The organism is Achromobacter sp. E1 (genome assembly GCF_037039475.1).
In the GTDB taxonomy this organism is placed as follows: Bacteria; Pseudomonadota; Gammaproteobacteria; order Burkholderiales; family Burkholderiaceae_B; genus Achromobacter; species Achromobacter mucicolens.
The window spans coordinates 1441698-1459541 of record NZ_CP146253.1; the positions used below are offsets into that span (position 1 = coordinate 1441698).

The following is a 17844-nucleotide window of genomic DNA, read 5'->3' on the forward strand; positions in this document are numbered from 1 at the left end:
CGCGCCGCCGGTTACCGCGCCGGCGCGTCTTGCTTGCGGTGAAGCAGGCGTGTGGCCGTCAGGCAACCCAGCGCCAGCAGCGCGCCGTAAGCGAGCAGCGCCAGCGCGGCGGACGCGTGCGATTGGACGGCCCAGGCCAGTTGGTCCCAGGTCATGGACTTGAGCACGGCAATACCCAGGCCAATGCCCAGCACCTGGGCGATCCAGAACGCCACGCTGCCCAGCGCCACGGCGCGGCCGATGCCGGAACGTTCCAGCGGGCGCGGCAGCACCTTCAGGCAAACGAGCGTGGTCAGCGCCAGCAGGGCGATGGGCAGCACCCAATATCCCAGCGCATATTGGGCCCAGCCCGCTTCCAGCGTCTGCATCTGCAGATAGCCGCCCAGCATGATCGACACGCTGGACTGCCAGATCAGCATGGTCAGTCCGCTGATCCATGCCGCATGCCGGCGGGTCAGCGCTGAGCCGGCGCCCGGGACGGCCGGGGTGGTGGTCCAGGCGGCGATGCGCAGCGCCAGGCAGATGCCGGCGATCTCCAGCGCCACCGTTACGACGCGGATACCCAGGTTCATGACGATGAAACGTCCGGCGACATCCAGGCCGAGGGCCGTCTGGAGCCAGGAACCTTCCTTGATCAGGCCGCTCATCAACAGGTGCTGCGCGTAGGCCATGCCGCTGGACAGGCACAGCGTGTAGAGCGCCTGCAAAGCCAGGAACGTGGCCAGCAGCCTGCCCGGCTGGTCCACGGTTGCCGCATCGCGGCGCGCAAGCCACTGGCGCGTTGCGCCCCAGGCCGCGAGCCCGACGATGAGCAGGGTCGAGACGATGTTGGCCAGCAGCGGGGCCAGCACCGGCGGCTGCGTGTAGCTTTCACGCAGTTGCTCCACGTAGGGCGTCGGGCTCAGCAAGGTGTAGGCCTGCACCAGCGCGATATACGTCAGCCGCAACAGGACGGCGGCGACGGCGATGCGCCAGGCAAGGGAAGGAACGGGGCGGGAGAGGGCGGTCATCGGCGCGGGGGCGGGGATGGGAGGGCGCCGCCCGCACGGGCAGCGGTTCAAAATTAGGGAGCGACCATACCATGCGGGCGCCGCGGGGCTTGTGGCAATGCACTTGCCGAGTGCAGCCAATTGTTACCCGCACAGAGCTAGGGGAAAACCCAAACAAGTCGCGTCGCCCGGCTATAATCCAAATTTCCCGCACGCGCCCGCTCGTCCCGGGTGCTCATTACGATGACCAAATACGTATTTGTCACCGGCGGTGTGGTGTCTTCCCTGGGCAAGGGCATCGCCGCCGCGTCGCTTGCCGCCATCCTTGAGTCGCGTGGTTTGCAAGTAACCATGCTGAAGCTCGACCCCTACATCAACGTCGATCCGGGCACGATGAGCCCCTTCCAGCATGGTGAGGTGTTCGTCACGGAAGACGGCGCCGAGACCGACCTGGACCTGGGCCACTACGAGCGTTTCATTTCCGCTCGCATGCACAAGGTGAACAACTTCACCACCGGCCAGATCTACGAATCCGTGCTGCGCAAGGAACGCCGTGGCGACTACCTGGGCAAGACCGTCCAGGTGATTCCGCACATCACGAACGAAATCCAGGACTTCATCGCCCGTGGCGCCGAAGCCGGCTGGAATGGCAACACCGACGTCGCCATCGTGGAAATCGGCGGCACGGTGGGCGACATCGAATCGCTGCCGTTCCTCGAAGCCGCCCGCCAGATGAGCCTGCGCATGGGCCGCAACAACGCGGCCTTCGTCCATCTGACGCTCGTGCCCTTCATCGCCTCCGCCGGCGAACTGAAGACCAAGCCCACGCAACACTCGGTGCAGAAGCTGCGCGAAATCGGCATCTACCCGAACGCGCTGCTGTGCCGCGCCGACCGCCGCATTCCGGACGACGAGCGCGCCAAGATCTCGTTGTTCTCCAATGTGCCCCTGGACGCGGTCATTTCCGTCTGGGACGCGGACTCCATCTACAAGATCCCGGCCATGCTGCACAAGCAGGGCGTGGACAACATCGTCTGCGAGGCCCTGGGCCTGACCCCGCCGCCGGCCGATCTGTCCATGTGGGACAACCTGGTCGAGGCGCTGGAACACCCCGAGCACCAGCTCACCATCGGCATGGTCGGCAAGTACGTCGACCTGACCGAGTCGTACAAGTCGCTGACCGAAGCCCTGGTTCACGCCGGCATCCACACGCGCTCGAAGATCAACATCGAGTACATCGACTCGGAAGACATCGAAACCCGCGGCACCGATCAGTTGAAGCACCTGGACGCCATTCTGGTTCCGGGCGGCTTCGGCAAGCGCGGCACCGAAGGCAAGATCGCCGCGATCCGCTATGCCCGCGAAAATGGCGTGCCGTACCTGGGCATCTGCCTGGGCATGCAGCTGGCGGTCATCGAATTCGCGCGTCACGTCGCCGGTCTGGGCGGCGCCAACAGCACGGAATTCGATCCCTCCGCGCCGCACCCGGTGGTCGCCCTCATCACCGAGTGGATGGACCGCGAAGGCAAGGTCGAGAAGCGCGACACGTCGTCCGACATGGGCGGCACCATGCGCAAGGGCGCGCAACGCGTGCCGATCAAGCCCGGCACCCGCGCGCAGGCCATCTATGGCGACGAGGTGAATGAACGTCACCGCCATCGCTACGAGGTCAACAACGTCTACGTGCCGCGCCTCGAAGAAGCCGGCATGGTGATCAGCGCCCGCACGCCGACCGAGAACCTGCCCGAAATGATGGAACTGCCCAACCACCCGTGGTTCGTCGGCGTCCAGTTCCACCCGGAGTTCACGTCCACCCCCCGCGACGGCCACCCGCTGTTCTCCAGCTACATCCGCGCCGCCATCGAGCAGAAGGCTCGCCGCGGCCAGGAGGCCTGATGCGTGTCCGCGGTCCTGAGTTCCGTAAGCGGATCCTCGGGGCCGCGGGCCGATTCCCCAGCGCCGCCCTATACGGCGGCGCTTCTTTCGGATACAACCGATTAGCATCGGATATGCGTCGCCCGTGCGCCTTGCGCGACACTGGCGGCGGCGCCGTATCCGGCGTCAGACCGAAACCAACGCAACTGCTCTGAAGGAACCCCATGAGTGCCTATCTGATCGCCGACGTCAAAGTGACCAAGCCCGCGCAGTACGAGGACTACAAGCGTCTGTCCACGCTCGCCATGCGCGCGTACGATGCCAAGATCCTGGTGCGCGGCGGCGAATCGAAGCACCTCGAGGGGCGTGAACCCGGCCGCACCGTCGTCATGGAATTTCCGTCCATGGCCGCGGCGCAGGCGTTCTACGATTCCTGGCAGTACCGCCGTGCCCGCAATGCCCGCGAAGGCGCGGCCGTCATGAATATGTTTATCGTTCAGGGAATGTAAAGTCATGAGTGCAATCGTCGACATCATCGGCCGCGAGATTCTGGATTCGCGCGGCAACCCCACCGTGGAATGCGATGTGCTGCTGGAATCCGGCGCCATGGGCCGTGCGGCCGTGCCGTCGGGCGCATCCACCGGCGCCCGCGAAGCCATCGAGCTGCGCGACGGCGACAAGGGCCGTTATCTGGGCAAGGGCGTGCTGCGCGCCGTTGAAAACCTCAACACCGAAATCTCCGAAGCCCTGATGGGCCTGGATGCTCAGGAACAGACGTTCGTCGATCGCACGCTGATCGAACTGGACGGCACCGAGTCCAAGGAGCGCCTGGGCGCCAACGCCATCCTGGCCGCCAGCATGGCCGTGGCCCGCGCCGCCGCCGACGAGTCGGGCCTGTCCCTGTACCGCTATTTCGGCGGCAGCGGCCCCATGAGCATGCCCGTCCCGATGATGAACGTCATCAACGGCGGCGCGCACGCCAACAACACGCTGGACCTGCAGGAACTGATGATTCTGCCGGTGGGCGCGGGCAGCTTCCGCGAAGCCCTGCGTTGGGGCGCCGAAGTCTTTCACATGCTCAAGAAGCTGATCCACAGCCAGGGCATGTCGACCGCCGTGGGCGACGAGGGCGGTTTCGCGCCCAACGTGCCCAGCCATGAAGCCGCCATCCAGCTCATCCTGAAGGCCATCACCGAAGCCGGCTACGAGCCGGGCTCGCAGATCGCCCTGGGCCTGGACTGCGCCAGCTCCGAGTTCTACCGCGACGGCAAGTACACGCTGGCCGGCGAAGGCGGCATCTCGCTGTCCTCGCAAGAATTCACGAACCTCCTGGCTACGTGGTGCGACAAGTACCCGATCATCTCGATCGAAGACGGCATGGCCGAAAACGACTGGGAAGGCTGGAAGCTCCTGACCGACCAGCTCGGCAAGAAGGTCCAGCTGGTGGGCGACGACCTGTTCGTCACCAACACCAAGATCCTGCGTGAAGGCATCCAGAAGGGCGTGGCCAACTCGATCCTCATCAAGATCAACCAGATCGGCACGCTGACGGAAACGTTTGCCGCCATCGAAATGGCCAAGCGCGCCGGCTACACCGCCGTCGTCTCGCACCGCTCGGGCGAAACCGAAGACTCGACCATTGCCGACATCGCCGTGGCGACCAACGCCATGCAGATCAAGACCGGCTCGCTGTCGCGCTCGGATCGCATGGCCAAGTACAACCAGCTGCTGCGCATCGAAGAAGAGCTGGCTGAAGTCGCGTCGTATCCCGGCCTGGAAGCTTTCTACAACCTGCGTTGATAAAAAGCGCGGCCCTGGCGTGTTGCCTGGGCCGCATCCACGCCACGACAGTTGAGGTTCCCGCGTATGCGCCTGTTGTTCCTGGTGCTGTTCGTGCTGCTAGGCCTGATCCAATACCCGCTGTGGCTGGGTAAGGGCGGCTGGTTCAAGGTCTGGGATCTGCAACGCCAGGTGGCTGAGCAGCGCGAGACCAACGAAGGCCTGCGCGCGCGCAATGCTGCCCTTGAGGCGGAAGTGCGCGATCTGGAAGGCGGATCGGGGGCCATCGAGGAACGGGCGCGCGGTGAACTGGGCATGATGCGCGACGGCGAAGTGTTCGTGCACATCCTGCCCCAGAACACCCAGCCTCCCGCGGGCGCCTCGCTGTCCGCCGAGGCGCCGCCCAAGCCCGCCGCCACCGGCACGCCCGCACGCGCCAACGCCCCCGCCACCCGGCCGGCCTCTGCAGCAACCCCATCGCGGCCCGCAGCGGCAACGCCAGCCAGGCCCGCCGCCACCGGCGCCAACCATTCCAATTCCACCGCCCGGCAGTGATGCCTGGCGGTTTTTTTGACCTTGCCAGCGGCGGCCCGGCTTATCCCGGGCCGCAACGCATCTGGCGGCACGGTCCATACACCACGCCTTCGGGATGGGGGCCCCTGCGCGCCCAGTCCACCGGATGCGTGTGCATTTCCTGCTCCAGCTCCACCACGATCGGCAACACGCCCTTGGCCAGCGCGTGCCCGGCGTAGCTGCCGTCCTGCCGGCCCAGGCCCGCCAGCAGCGCCCGTAACGGCGGCAGCAGCGGTTTGTGCAGATATGTCAGACGCAGCCTGAGCGTGTTGGCCAGGAAGATGTCCTGGCCGCCAGGGCGTGGCGGGCGGCGGGCGTGTTGCAGGTCCTGGTAGCCGTTGTCGATGGCGCGCAAGCCGGGCGCGGCGGCCACCTGCAAGCCCGCGTGCCCGTGCTCGCGGAACGACTGGTCGTCCGGCAACAGCACTTCGATGCGCCAGGGCGCAACGCCCGTCAACGCCTTCAGATTGGCCATCACGTTGTCCAGGCGCCGCCGCGCGCCCGACGGGCCCTCGGCGTGGGCGTGCAAGGGCAGCAACGCCCGCAGAAAGGCTGCTTGCATGCGGGCCGGGTCGCCGTGGCCCGTGGCGCCGGCGCGCGCTGCTTCTGTCAGCGCCAGATGGGCCATCTGGCGCGCGCCGTGCCACTGGACGGCTTCGATGCACAGCAGACCCAGCAGCAGCACTGCGGCGCCCGCCACGGCAAATTCAAGGGCGGCCGCGCCATGCTGTCGGCGGACGGCGCGAAACACGGCAGGAAAAATAAAGGCGGTCATGGCTGCGCAGTGTGGCGCGCCCATGACCGCCCGTCGATGAGGACAATCCGGTGTGACGAAACCGTCCCGGCGGGCTTGCCGCCGGGGGGCATCAATGCACGGTGGGAGGTTCGTCTCCGGCTGCCGGCTGGTTTGCCGAGAAAAGCGCCGCGCAGTCGACGGTGTCGAACTTGTAGGGCTTGCCGCAGAAGTCGCAGGCCACGTCGACCTGTCCACGTTCTTCGAGGATGCTGTTGACCTCGGCTTCGCCCAGCGAACGCAGCATGTTGGCCACGCGCTCGCGCGTGCACGGACAGTGCCAGCTGACGGGCTGCGGGTCGAAGGCGATGAGCGTTTCTTCCCAGAACAGGCGGTGGATCAGCGTGTCGATGTCCGTGGCCAGGATTTCGTCGCGCTTGAGCGTGCCGGCCAGGGCATTGATGCGCTCCCAGGTCTCGGCAGCCACCTGTTCGGTCAGGGCGCGGTCGGTTTCTCCGCCGCCGTGATGCGGCAGGCGTTGCAGCAGCATGCCGGCGGCGTGATCGGCATCGGCCGACAGCCACAGACGCGTGTCGAGCTGTTCGGAGGCCTTCATGTAGTGTTGCAGCGCCTCGGCGACCGTGTCGCCTTCGAGCGGCACGATGCCCTGGTAGGCCTGCTGGCCGGGCAGCTTGCGCTGCGGGTCCAGCACCACGATGAAGCGCCCGTTGCCGCCGGGGTTCAACAGACTTTGCATGTCGCCGGCGCTGGGCACCTCGTGGCCTTCGCGCATCTTGACGGTGGCGCGCAGGCTCAGGTCCGAGCGGCATTCCACCACCAGCAGGGCGATGGGGCCATCGCCCTGGATCTGGAGCACCAGCGAGCCATCGAACTTGATGTTGGCGGCGAGCAGGGTGGATGCCGCCACCAGTTCACCCAACAGGTCGGTGATTGCGGGCGGGTAGTCGTGGTTGGCCTGGACGGCCTTCCACGTGTCAGACAGGCGCACCGCTTGGACGCGGACGCTGCGGTCTTCGGTAAGGTATTTCTTGAGCTGATCGGTCATAGCGGAATGTTAGCCGATCGCGGTGAGGTATTCCCCCTGCTGGCAGCAGGGGTTGGGACGGTTGCGGGGGCGGTGAGGGGGCCCTCGGGGGAGCCGTCAGCCGATCCGTTTCAGGGCGGTCTTGTACTGTTGGCCGCGCGCCACGTAATGGGCGGTGTTCTTGTGCATGTTGGCAATTTCGTCGGCGGAAAGCTCCCGCACGATCTTGCCGATGCCGATGACCAGCGAATTGTCCGGGATGACGCGGTCTTCGGGGATGATCGCGCCGGCGCCGATCAGGCAGTTGCGGCCGATGACGGCATTGTTCAGCACGATGGCCTGCATGCCGACCAGCGCGCCTTCATGGATGGTGCAGCCGTGCAGCATGGCCTGGTGACCGACCGTGACGTTCGGGCCGATGGTCATGGGACAGCCCTCGTCGACGTGCAGGACGCTGGATTCCTGGATGTTGGTGCCTTCGCGGATCAGGATGGCATCGTTGTCGGCGCGGATGGATACATGCGACCAGATGCTGACCCCGGCTTCCAGCGTGACGTTGCCGATGAGATCCGCGCTGTCGGCCACGTAGGCTTGCGGGTCGATGCGGGGGATCAGGTCGCGCAGTTGATAGATGGCCATGCTATGTCTCCGTTTGTCGCGCGGGGGCGGCGACGGGCACGCCAGCGTCGGTTTGGGGCGCGTGGGCCAGCGCGCGTTCTTCTTCGCGCTGCCGCAGGATGCGCCGCTGAATCTTGCCCGTGGTGGTCATGGGCAGTTCGTCCACGTATTCGATTTCCTTGGGGTACTCGTACGGCGCCAGGCGCTCGCGCACGTGTTCCTGCAGGTTCTCGGTGATTTCGCCGTGGTCCCGCTGGGCAAATTCCGGCGTCAGCACCACGTAGGCCTTGACCAGCGCGCCGCGCTCGGCATCCGGCTTGGGCACGACTGCCGCGTTGGCCACGGCCGGATGGCCGATCAGGCAGCTTTCGATCTCGCCCGGGCCGATCCGGTATCCGGCCGACTTGAACACGTCGTCGGCGCGGCCGGCGTACCAGAGGTAGCCGTCCTCGTCGATGGTGGCGAGGTCGCCCGTCAGGCACCAGTCGCCCTTGAACTTGGCCTGCGTGGCGGCCTCGTTGCGCCAGTAGCCAAGGAACATCACCGGGTCGGGAAAGCCGTGGATGTCGAGCCGGTTCACGGCGATTTCGCCGGTTCCGCCCGGGGGAACCGGCACGCCGTCGCTGTCCAGCACCGCCACGTTGTGGCCCGGATACGGGCGGCCCATGGAACCGGGTTTGGCGGGCCAGCGCTTGTTGCTGTTGCCCACCACGTAGTTCATCTCGGTCTGGCCGAACATCTCGTTTGGCGTGACGCCCAGGGCCGTGCGGCACCATTCGAAGACCGTATCGCCTACGCTTTCCCCGGCGCTCATGATGGAACGCAGGGCCAACTGGTAGCGTTGGCGGGGCTCGGGCACCGCCTTCATCATCATCTTCAGGGCGGTGGGGAACAGGAACGTGTTGGTGACCTGATAGCGTTCCAGGAGTTCGAAGGCACGCTCGACCGAGAAACGCCCGCGCGTGCCGACGATGGGATGCCCGAAATACAGGGTGGGCAGCAGCGCGTCCATCATGCCGCCGGTCCAGGCCCAGTCCGCGGGCGACCAGAACACATCCGCGGGTTTGGGGAACCAGTCCTGCGAGGCGACGAAGCCTGGCAGGTTGCCGATCAGCACGCTGTGGGGCAGCAGGGCGCCCTTGGGCGCGCCGGTGGTGCCGGAGGTATAGAGCAGGATGGCCGGATCCGACGAGCGGGTCTGGACGGCCTTGAATTCGTTGGGCTGGCGGGCCAGCAGGCTGCGCCACGGCAGCACGCGTTCGTCGGCGAAACCGATGCCGATGACCTGTTGCAGGGCGGGGCAGTTTTCAGTGACGGCCAGCAGATTGGCGCTGGAGGCGTGGTCGACGATGGCAACGCGCGCTTCGGCATCGCACAGGCGGCTTTGCAGCGCCTCGGGACCGAAGAGCGCGGACAGGGGCAGGACCACCGCGCCCACGCTGTAGATGGCCATGTGGGCGACCACGGTCTCAGGGCGTTGTCCCAATACCACACCGACCCTGTCGCCCCGGCCGACGCCCATTTTCACCAGGCCGTTGGCCAGCTGATTGGCGGCTTCCGCCAGACGGGCGAAGGTCCAGACCTCGCGGTTGCCGGACTCATCTTCGTAGTAGATGGCAATGCGCCGCGCATCCGGACTACTGGATGCCCAGCGGTGGCAGCACGCTTCCGCGATGTTGAACTGGGTGGGCACCAGCCAGCGGAATGATTGGTAGAGCGCCTGATATTGGTCGTTCATGGCCCTATGTTGTGAGCATGTTGCAGCGTGAACGGGCCATGACGCCCGCTAACCAGTTGCAAGCATGACCTAGAGGGGCTTGAACTGCAATATCCGCGTTGCGTAACGGGGACGCATAAGGGTTATCACGGGTATTTGCCTTGGCGGCGCAGGGCGGACGGCAGGGCCGGCAAGGTCAGCGACCGGGGCGGACGGTTGGCCGGGTCGCGCTGGCGTTCGGCCTGCAACACGGCCCAGTCCAGGAGCTGGAGCTGCCCGTCGTGCGTTTCGGCCAGCGCCGTAAGGCTTTCCACCCAGTCGCCGTCATTGCAATACAGGATGCCGCCGACGTCGCGCAGTTCGGCCTTGTGGATATGGCCGCAGACCACGCCGTCCAGGCCGCGGCGCCGCGCCTCGCCGGCCAAGGCCTCCTCGAAGTCGGTGATGAACGACACCGCGTTCTTGACCTTGTGCTTCAGGTACTGGGACAGCGACCAGTAATGCAGGCCCAGCCGGTGGCGCAGGCGGTTGAAGTGGTGGTTGATCCAGAGAGCAAGCTGGTAGAGCCCGTCGCCCAGATGCGCCAGCCAGCGGCTGTGCTGGATGACGCCGTCGAACTGGTCCCCGTGCAGCACGAGCAGCCGCAGCCCCTTGGCCGTGACATGCACGTCCTCGTCCAGGACCTCGATATCGCCGAAGGCGAAACCCGCAAACTCCCGGGCGAACTCGTCATGGTTGCCGGGGATGAACACCACGCGGGTGCCGTTGCGGGCCTTGCGCAGGATGCGCTGGATCACGTCGTTGTGCGCGCGGGGCCAATGCCAGTGCTTGCGCAACTGCCAGCCGTCGACGATGTCGCCAACCAGGTAGAGGGTGTCCGAATCGTTGTGATCCAGGAAATCGAGCAGGAATTCCGCCTTGCACCCGGCAGTGCCCAGGTGAATATCGGAAATCCAGAGGGCGCGCCAATGCGCGGGTTGGATTTCGTTCACGGTCGCTTCCCTGTGGGCAGTGGTCATGCTTGAGCATGAGACCACCTCGCGATGACGTGTGCGTGACGGATCCGTGACACGGTTGTGACGGCGCGCGCGGGCAGGGGCCGCGCGCCGCCGCTCCGGCGGATCAGGACTGTTCGGTGCCCTTCTTGCCCTTCAGGCGCTTCCAGGCCGCGCCGCCCAGCGCGGCCGCGGCCAGGATGCCCACCTTGGCAAACTTGGCCAGGAATGCCGCGATCACCGCGAACAGCCCGAGCTTCTTGGCGGCCACGCCCGCCACGAGGGCCGCCAGACCGTACTCGGCAACCTTGTCGCTCGAGGCGTCGAAATCGGCGTAGCGCTTGCCTTGCACGTAATGCAGGTTGTCCAGCAGGGCCAGCACCGCGGCCTTGTCCGTGGGCACCTTGTGCTTTTCGGTGATCAGATCCAGCGTGATGTAGCCGTCGCGGCCCAGCGCATAGGTGTTGTAGTTGACCGTGCCGTCTTCGTCCGCGGCCGCGCCCTTGTGCTTGGCAGCAACCGACCAGACCAGGCGTTGGTTGTTGCTGTCGTACTTGGGCGTCTCCACCCAGCCGTCCACCGTCAGTTCGGGAAAGCCGCGCTTCTTGCGTTCCTCGTTGGACGCCTCGGTGCCTTCACGCAGGCTGTCCAGCAACTCGGCGACGTTCCAGTTCCGGGCGTCGTCGTCCTTGATATAGCCCGCCTTGTCGAAGTTGATGGTGACGACCCAGTCCTCATCGTCGCTCTTGGGCATCACGACGCCCAGCAGCGAGGGATCCTTGCCGTTGCCGTAGGCCTGCATCAGCCGCTCGGCTTGCGGGCGGGGCACGAAAAACATGTTGTGGGGCAGCTTCAGGGTTGCCTGGTCGCCAAGCGTTACGTCGTCAGGGCCTTGCCGGGCCGCGGCGAAGGCGGCTTTGGACGCCGCTTCGATCTCCTGCTGGGCCGAGGCGTTCTGGGCGGACGCGCCTGCGTGCAGGAACAACAGCGCGCTGGCGAGGGCCAGCGGCAGGCGGGAAAGGAATGCGCGCATGGTGATGATGAAGCCGTAAATTAATTGGGGCCTCATTGTCCCGGCGTGCGGCTGTCATCTTTCTGAATAGGGGAGCGCTAGATGGTCTGCGCCTTGGCCCGCATCAAACCGGGGCGTTGCCCGCATGCCGGCGCACCGGCAGGGCAGTTCAACTGGCCTTTTTGCCCTTGGCCTGCGGCGCATTGCGCAGGCGCGTGCCCAGGATCCGGTCGTGCAGGAACTGGCCGTCGGGATCCAGCCAGGACCAGATGAAGATGGCAAAGGGGGCGGCGACGATGAACATGTCCACCGATGGCCATCCCGTGGCCAGCGCCGCCGCCCAGACCAGCGCGGCGCCCGCTAGCACCAGCGGCCAGGCAAGGATGTAGCGCAGGATCAGCAGGCCGGTCGACGGGGTGTTGCCGTGGCGATCCACCAGCCGGATGTTCCACGTCTTCATGGGCAGCGTCTGGCCCCGGCGCCGCCAGCACAACACGAAATAGGCACCGATCGCCACGAACAGCCACGCCTGGCGCGCGGCCCGCAATTCCAGCGCGTTGCGGCTCTGGGTGAGCGTGTCCAGCAGGTAGCCCGCCAGAAACACGACGCCGAACAGCAGCACGGCTTCGTACATCATGCAGGCAAACCGGCGCAGCCGGTTCGGAGTCTGGTCGAGGGTGGCGTCATTCATGGACCGGTATTATCCATAAATTGTTGCCCCCACGCCGGGGGTGATGCCCCCACGCCGCGCACGCGATGCATGCTTGCTGCCCCCCGAGGGGGCTGCCCCGCCTTCGGGCGGCCGGGCGGCGGGGCGGCTCTGGTTGTGCCCCCACGCTGCGCACGCGATGCGTGCTTGCTGCCCCCCGCGGGGGCTGCCCCGCCTTCGGGCGGCCGGGCGGCGGGGCGCCGCCGCTGCGCTTCGGTGTGCGCGCGAAAAAAAACCCGCCGTTGAGGGCGGGTCTATAAAAGGGGCTATGCAGCCCCCAAGGGGAAAATCGTTGGGCCAGCGGCCCAGGCCATGCTCAGGCAGCGGAATGCGCGTTCTTGGCGCTCGTCTTGCCAGCCAGGGCCTTGATGCCGTGGGCCAGCTTGCGCAGGCCTGCAGCCAACGCCCGCATCGGATGCGGGCGGAATTGTTCTTCGATAGCCTGGAGCATCAGTTGACGCTCGAGTTCGTCGGTCAGGCGAATGGTGTTGTTCGGGTTGATCACTATAGCCTCCACGGGCTTGCACAGTTGTTTGCTACTAGGGATAACCCGGATTATAGGGGTTTACCCTGAAACTATGCAAGTGGCCGATGCAGGCTGGTGCAACTTGGCAACACCTTGGTGCTGATGATGCCCCAAAACCGCGCGGCGGGGCACCATAAGCAAAGATAGGCGCGCCATGTTGCGGCGCTTTTACAACGTGCTCAGGCGTCGCGGTAGCCGGCGGCAACCAGTTCAAAGCCGAACAGGCGGCAGTCCAGCGCGCCGTTGTGCAGCGGGATGCGCCGCTTGGGCTTCAGGCGCATCTGATTGGGCAGCGTTAGGTCGCTGGTGATGACATGCAGCTGCCAGCCCGCGAAATTACGCTTCAGGCAACTGGCCCAGTCGCGCCACAGGTCCGCGTCCTGTTCCGCGCCCATGCGCTCGCCGTAGGGCGGGTTGGTGACGATCCAGCCGTGGTCGGCGGGCGCCGTCACCTCGCGCGCATCACCAACCTCAAAGCGGATCGAATCGGCCGTCAGCCAGGCGCGCTCGGCGTTGTTGCGGGCGTATTCAATGGCCAGGGGGTTCAGGTCGTATCCGACCAGCGGCGCATCGAGCTGGGGCAGGATGCGGGCGCGGGCGTCGTCCTTCAGGTCGCGCCAGCGGTAGGCATCGTGGTCGCGCAGGCGCTCGAATCCGAACGGGCGGGACATGCCCGGGGGCACGCCCAGGGCAATCCAGGCCGCTTCGATCAGAATGGTGCCGGAGCCGCAGAAGGGGTCCAGCAGCGGCGCGGCCGGATCCCAGCCCGCCAGCGCCAGCATGCCCGCCGCCAGGTTTTCGCGCAGCGGGGCCTCGCCCTTGTCCAGGCGCCAGCCGCGCTTGAACAGGGATTCGCCCGACGTGTCCAGATACAGCGTTGCCGTGTGGCCCGTCAGAAAGAGGTGCACGCGCGCATCCGGGCGCACCGTGTCGATGCTGGGGCGCTCGCCTTCGAGCTCGCGCAGGCGGTCGCAGATGCCGTCCTTGGCGCGCAGATTGCAGTACTGCAGGCTTTGCACCGGACTCTTGATGGCCGACGTGTCCACGCGCAGCGTCTGTTCGGCGCCGAACCAGCGCTCCCAGGGGGTGTCGCGGGCCAGATCCAGGATGTCGTCTTCGTGCGAAATCTCGGCATGCGCCACCTGCACCAGAATGCGGGTCGCCAGCCGCGAATACAGGTTGGCGCGCTGGATGCCCGACCAATCGGACGTGAACGAACAGCCCGCCCGGCCGGCCTTGGCGTCTTCATAGCCAAGCGCCTGCATTTCGGCGGTCAGCGCTTCTTCCAGGCCTTGCGGGCAGGGCGCGAATACCGTGAAGGTTTCCGCCTGGCGCGGTTCGCGCGGGCGGCGGCTGCGGACGTCGACGCGGGGCGCGGCGGGCTCGCGCCGGGCTTGCGGCTCATGCGCGAAATCGGATTCCTCCGCAAAGCCGGTGTCGTGCGCGCTGTCGGGTTCGGGCGCGAATTCGGGGGCGGGACCGTCGTCTTCGAACGGGTCGTAGAAGCGGCCCGCAGGCGTGGCCGGCGCGATGTACAGGTCGTCCAGGCGCGGCGCGCGCTGCGGCGTGCGTCCGGCGCGCGGGCTGGGGGCGTCATCGCGGCGGGCGTCGCCCGCGCGGTCGCGGTCGGGAGCGCCACGGCGCGGCGCGGGACGGTCGGACGGATCCCGGTTGGCGGGACCGCGGTCGTACTGGCCGCGTTCAGACTGGCCGGGGCGCGAGGACGTGCCGCGGGCGGGCTTGCGGGCGCCGCGCGCCTCTTCTTCCTGACGCCGCTGGTAGCCGGCGGGGTCCTTCTGGCGTTCGGTGTTTTCGCGGGTGCGCTCGATCTGCGCCACCAGACGCGCGCGGGCGCCGGTGCGGGTGCGCTTGCCCGCGCCTTCGGCTTGGGCGTCGCGGGCCGTTTTCTTGATCGTCAGCGTCTTGCGCGGGCGGTCCTGTTCATCAGAGGACATACGAATCCTGGCGAATGTGCAAAGGTAGGGGTATCAGAAGGGTTTGACGACGACCAGCGCCACCACCACCAAGAGCAGCAAGACGGGAACTTCGTTGAACCAGCGATAGAACTTGTGCGAACGGGTGTTCTTGCCCTGTTCGAATTTGCGCAGCATGAGGCCACAGGCGTGATGGTAGCCGATGACGAGCAGCACGAAAAAGAGCTTGGCGTGCATCCAGCCATTGCCGGGGCCCACGCCGATACGGTAACCCACGTAAAGCCACATCCCGAAAATGATGGCCACGACCGCCAGAATGGTGGTGAAGCGGTACAGCCGGCGCGCCATGCCGAGCAGCGTCGTCTGCACGGCGGGATCCGACTGCTGGGCCAGGTTCACAAAGATGCGCGGCAGATAGAACAGGCCGGCAAACCAGGAGGCGATGAAGACGATGTGAAAGGTCTTGACCCAGAGCATGGCCATGGCGCGATCCAATTGAGGAAAGCCGCATTGTATGCGCGCCGGTGGCCGATACCCGTGGCCGCCGGTGTCTGACACCCGCGTGCGCGCGGCGTCAGATTGGGCGGCTGCGTCGGGGGGCTGGCGCCCCTTAGATCACATAGAGGTCCATGTACTCATGGACCGGCATCGACTCCAGGGTTGCCTGCGCCAGCGACGCGTCCAGGATGCGCTGCTGCTGACGCGGCGGGAATATGCGGGCCAGATTGGTGCGGAACTTGGCTTCCAGCAGCGGGATGCCGTCGGCGCGGCGGCGCTTGTGGCCGATGGGGTACTCGCAGACGATCTCGTCGAGCGCCGTGCCATCGTTGAACTGCACGGTCAGCGCATTGGCGATCGAGCGCTTGGCGGGGTTGTGATAGTCGCTGGTGAAGGCCGGATCCTCGACGCAGACGATCTTGGCACGCAGCGCGTCGATACGCGGATCCTGCGCGATCTCGTCTTCGTAATCGCCCGCCGTCAGGCGCCCGAACAGCAGCGGCACGGCCACCATGTACTGGATGCAGTGGTCGCGGTCGGCGGGATTGTTCAGCGGACCCTTCTTGTCGATGATGCGGATGCACGCCTCGTGCGTGCGTATCCGGATCTGCTTGATGTCGTCGGCCGTCTTGCCCAGCGGCTTGAGCAGGCCGTGGATCTGCATGGCGCATTCGACGGCGGTCTGCGCATGGAATTCGGCTGGAAACGAAATCTTGAACAGCACGTTTTCCATCACGTAGCTGCCGTAGGGCCGCTGGAACTTGAACGGCTGGCCCTTGAAGAGCACGTCGTAAAAGCCCCAGGTCTTGGCGGTCAGCACCGAGGGATACCCCATTTCGCCGGTGCGGGCGATCAGCGCCAGGCGCACCGCGCGGCTGGTGGCATCGCCGGCGGCCCAGCTTTTGCGGCTGCCGGTGTTGGGGGCGTGGCGGTAGGTGCGCAGGCTCTGGCCGTCGACCCAGGCGAGCGACACGGCGTTGATGACTTCGTCGCGGGACAGCCCAAGCATTTGCGCGACGACGGCCGTGGAGGCCACCTTGACCAGCACGACGTGGTCCAGGCCCACCTTGTTGAAGGAGTTCTCCAGGGCGATGCACCCCTGGATCTCGTGCGCCTTGATCATGCCGGTCAGCACGTCGCGCATCGTGAGCGGGGGCTTACCCGACGCGACCGCCGTGCGCGAAAGCCAGTCGGCCGTGGCGAGGATGCCGCCCAGGTTGTCCGACGGGTGGCCCCATTCGGCCGCGAGCCACGTGTCGTTGAAGTCCAGCCAGCGGATCATGGCGCCGATGTTGAACGCGGCCTGGACGGGGTCGAGCTGGAACTGCGTGCCGGGCACCGTGGCGCCCTGGGGCACCACGGTGCCCGGCACGACCGGGCCCAGCAGTTTGCGGCACGCCGGATACTCCAGCGCTTCCAGGCCGCAGCCCAGGGTGTCGATCAGGCAGTTGCGTGCCGTCTCGTAGGCCAGGTCGCTGCGGACTTCAAAATTCAGAACGTAGTCCGCGATATCGGCCAGGACCTGGTCGGGCTCGGGACGTACGTTCGAGATCGGGGCAGACATAGCAGTACCTCTTCGGAAAAGTGAATACAGGTGGCCATGCCGCGCCCTCGATCGTTTTTACTTCCGTTCGGATTTACTTGCGCTTGTCGATGGGCACGAACTTCTGGTCTTCCGGGCCCACGTAGTTGGCGGTGGGGCGGATGATCTTGTTGTCGATGCGCTGCTCGATGATGTGGGCCGACCAGCCCGCGGTGCGCGCAATGACGAACAGCGGGGTGAACATGGCCGTGGGCACGCCCATCATGTGGTAGCTGACGGCCGAGAACCAGTCCAGGTTGGGGAACATCTTCTTGACGTCCCACATGACGGTTTCCAGGCGTTCGGCGATGTCGAACATCTTGGTCGTGCCGGCCTTCTTGGACAGCTTCTTGGCGACGTCCTTGATGACCTTGTTGCGCGGATCGGAAACCGTGTAGACGGGGTGGCCGAATCCGATGATGACTTCCTTGGCTTCCACGCGGCGGCGGATGTCGGCCTCGGCTTCGTCCGGGGTTTCATAGCGCTTCTGCACTTCGAACGCCACTTCGTTGGCGCCGCCGTGCTTGGGGCCGCGCAGCGCGCCGATGGCGCCCGAGATGGCCGAGAACATGTCCGAACCCGTGCCGGCGATGACGCGGGCCGTGAACGTGGAGGCGTTGAATTCGTGCTCGGCGTACAGGTTCAGCGAAATGTGCATCGCCTTGACCCATTCGTCGCTCGGCTTTTCGCCATGCAGCAGGTGCAGGAAGTGGCCGCCGATGCTGTCGTCGTCCGTCTGCACGTCGATGACGCGGCCGTTGTGGCTGTAGTGGTACCAGTAGAGCAGGGCCGAGCCCAGGTTGGCCATCAGGCGGTCGGCGATGTCGCGTGCGCCCGGGGTGTTGTGGTCGTCCTTTTCAGGCAGCACGCAGCCCAGCACCGACACGGCCGTGCGCATCACGTCCATCGGATGGCTGGCGGCGGGCAGGGCTTCCAGGGCGACCTGCAGCTGCGCGGGCAGGCCGCGCAGGCTGCGCAGCTTTTCCTTGTAGGCCTTCAGTTCGGCCTTGTTGGGCAGCTTGCCATGGACCAGCAAGTGAGCAATTTCCTCGAACTCGCTGGTATCGGCGATGTCCAGGATGTCGTAACCGCGATAGTGCAGGTCGTTGCCGCTGCGGCCGACGGTGCACAGGGCGGTGTTGCCCGCGACCACGCCGGACAGCGCAACCGACTTCTTGGGCTTGAAACCGGCTTTTTCTTCCGGCTTGGCGTCCGATTTGGCTTCTTGCTTCTTGGGAGCCGTGCTCATGTCTCTACTC

17 protein-coding genes are annotated in these 17844 nt (G+C 66.1%); 4 read left to right on the forward strand and 13 right to left on the reverse strand.

Going from position 1 to position 17844, the window contains the following annotated elements:
• Positions 1 to 11: 11 nt before the first annotated feature.
• A complete protein-coding gene (locus tag V6V88_RS06585) occupies positions 12 to 1010 on the reverse strand; it encodes a hypothetical protein (protein WP_223574626.1) in 999 nt (332 codons plus the stop codon).
• A gap of 222 nt (positions 1011 to 1232) precedes the next feature.
• Here V6V88_RS06585 and V6V88_RS06590 point away from each other — a divergent pair, with 222 nt between their 5' ends.
• From V6V88_RS06590 to ftsB, 4 genes are all read left to right on the forward strand, one after another.
• The gene (locus tag V6V88_RS06590; RefSeq protein ID WP_056322044.1) at positions 1233 to 2885 is read left to right on the forward strand and encodes a CTP synthase; all 1653 of its coding nucleotides are present in this window, start codon (positions 1233 to 1235) and stop codon (positions 2883 to 2885) included.
• Positions 2886 to 3088: 203 nt separating this feature from the next.
• Positions 3089 to 3373 (forward strand): DUF1330 domain-containing protein, encoded by a 285-nt coding sequence (locus V6V88_RS06595; protein WP_056322046.1) that lies wholly within the window; start codon positions 3089 to 3091, stop codon positions 3371 to 3373.
• A gap of 4 nt (positions 3374 to 3377) precedes the next feature.
• Positions 3378 to 4664, forward strand: a complete 1287-nt coding sequence (gene eno / locus V6V88_RS06600) for a phosphopyruvate hydratase (protein WP_056322049.1) — start codon at positions 3378 to 3380, stop codon at positions 4662 to 4664.
• 66 nt (positions 4665 to 4730) lie between these two features.
• Positions 4731 to 5198: a cell division protein FtsB gene (ftsB, locus tag V6V88_RS06605; RefSeq protein WP_062838542.1), complete on the forward strand. Its 468-nt coding sequence runs from the start codon at positions 4731 to 4733 to the stop codon at positions 5196 to 5198.
• A gap of 40 nt (positions 5199 to 5238) precedes the next feature.
• Here the strand turns inward: ftsB and V6V88_RS06610 are convergent, their stop codons facing one another.
• The 12 genes from V6V88_RS06610 to prpC form a co-directional block, all read right to left on the reverse strand.
• Positions 5239 to 5991 (reverse strand): pilus assembly protein, encoded by a 753-nt coding sequence (locus V6V88_RS06610; protein WP_223574628.1) that lies wholly within the window; start codon positions 5989 to 5991, stop codon positions 5239 to 5241.
• A gap of 91 nt (positions 5992 to 6082) precedes the next feature.
• The gene (gene hslO, locus V6V88_RS06615; protein ID WP_056322057.1) at positions 6083 to 7015 is read right to left on the reverse strand and encodes an Hsp33 family molecular chaperone HslO; all 933 of its coding nucleotides are present in this window, start codon (positions 7013 to 7015) and stop codon (positions 6083 to 6085) included.
• Positions 7016 to 7111: 96 nt separating this feature from the next.
• Positions 7112 to 7633 carry a gamma carbonic anhydrase family protein gene (locus V6V88_RS06620; protein WP_062838544.1) on the reverse strand — a complete coding sequence of 174 codons (522 nt, stop codon included), beginning with the start codon at positions 7631 to 7633 and terminating at the stop codon, positions 7112 to 7114.
• Position 7634: 1 nt separating this feature from the next.
• Positions 7635 to 9350 (reverse strand): AMP-binding protein, encoded by a 1716-nt coding sequence (locus V6V88_RS06625; RefSeq protein ID WP_226848437.1) that lies wholly within the window; start codon positions 9348 to 9350, stop codon positions 7635 to 7637.
• Between the two features lie 125 nt (positions 9351 to 9475).
• The gene (locus V6V88_RS06630) at positions 9476 to 10348 is read right to left on the reverse strand and encodes a UDP-2,3-diacylglucosamine diphosphatase (protein ID WP_128827694.1); all 873 of its coding nucleotides are present in this window, start codon (positions 10346 to 10348) and stop codon (positions 9476 to 9478) included.
• A 103-nt stretch (positions 10349 to 10451) separates the two neighbouring features.
• Positions 10452 to 11357 (reverse strand): DUF2167 domain-containing protein, encoded by a 906-nt coding sequence (locus V6V88_RS06635; RefSeq protein ID WP_223574632.1) that lies wholly within the window; start codon positions 11355 to 11357, stop codon positions 10452 to 10454.
• Positions 11358 to 11505: 148 nt separating this feature from the next.
• Positions 11506 to 12027, reverse strand: coding sequence for an RDD family protein (locus V6V88_RS06640; RefSeq protein WP_056322067.1), 522 nt, complete (start codon positions 12025 to 12027; stop codon positions 11506 to 11508).
• A 334-nt stretch (positions 12028 to 12361) separates the two neighbouring features.
• A complete protein-coding gene (locus tag V6V88_RS06645; RefSeq protein ID WP_008161862.1) occupies positions 12362 to 12550 on the reverse strand; it encodes a hypothetical protein in 189 nt (62 codons plus the stop codon).
• Positions 12551 to 12750: 200 nt separating this feature from the next.
• Positions 12751 to 14118, reverse strand: a complete 1368-nt coding sequence (locus V6V88_RS06650) for a class I SAM-dependent RNA methyltransferase (RefSeq protein ID WP_338619552.1) — start codon at positions 14116 to 14118, stop codon at positions 12751 to 12753.
• Positions 14119 to 14559: 441 nt separating this feature from the next.
• Complete coding sequence (locus V6V88_RS06655) at positions 14560 to 14988, reverse strand: CopD family protein (RefSeq protein WP_172802131.1); 429 nt, start codon at positions 14986 to 14988, stop codon at positions 14560 to 14562.
• A gap of 127 nt (positions 14989 to 15115) precedes the next feature.
• The gene (locus tag V6V88_RS06660) at positions 15116 to 16567 is read right to left on the reverse strand and encodes a bifunctional 2-methylcitrate dehydratase/aconitate hydratase (RefSeq protein WP_338618516.1); all 1452 of its coding nucleotides are present in this window, start codon (positions 16565 to 16567) and stop codon (positions 15116 to 15118) included.
• A gap of 73 nt (positions 16568 to 16640) precedes the next feature.
• Positions 16641 to 17834: a 2-methylcitrate synthase gene (prpC, locus tag V6V88_RS06665; protein WP_056322074.1), complete on the reverse strand. Its 1194-nt coding sequence runs from the start codon at positions 17832 to 17834 to the stop codon at positions 16641 to 16643.
• Positions 17835 to 17844 lie beyond the last annotated feature (10 nt).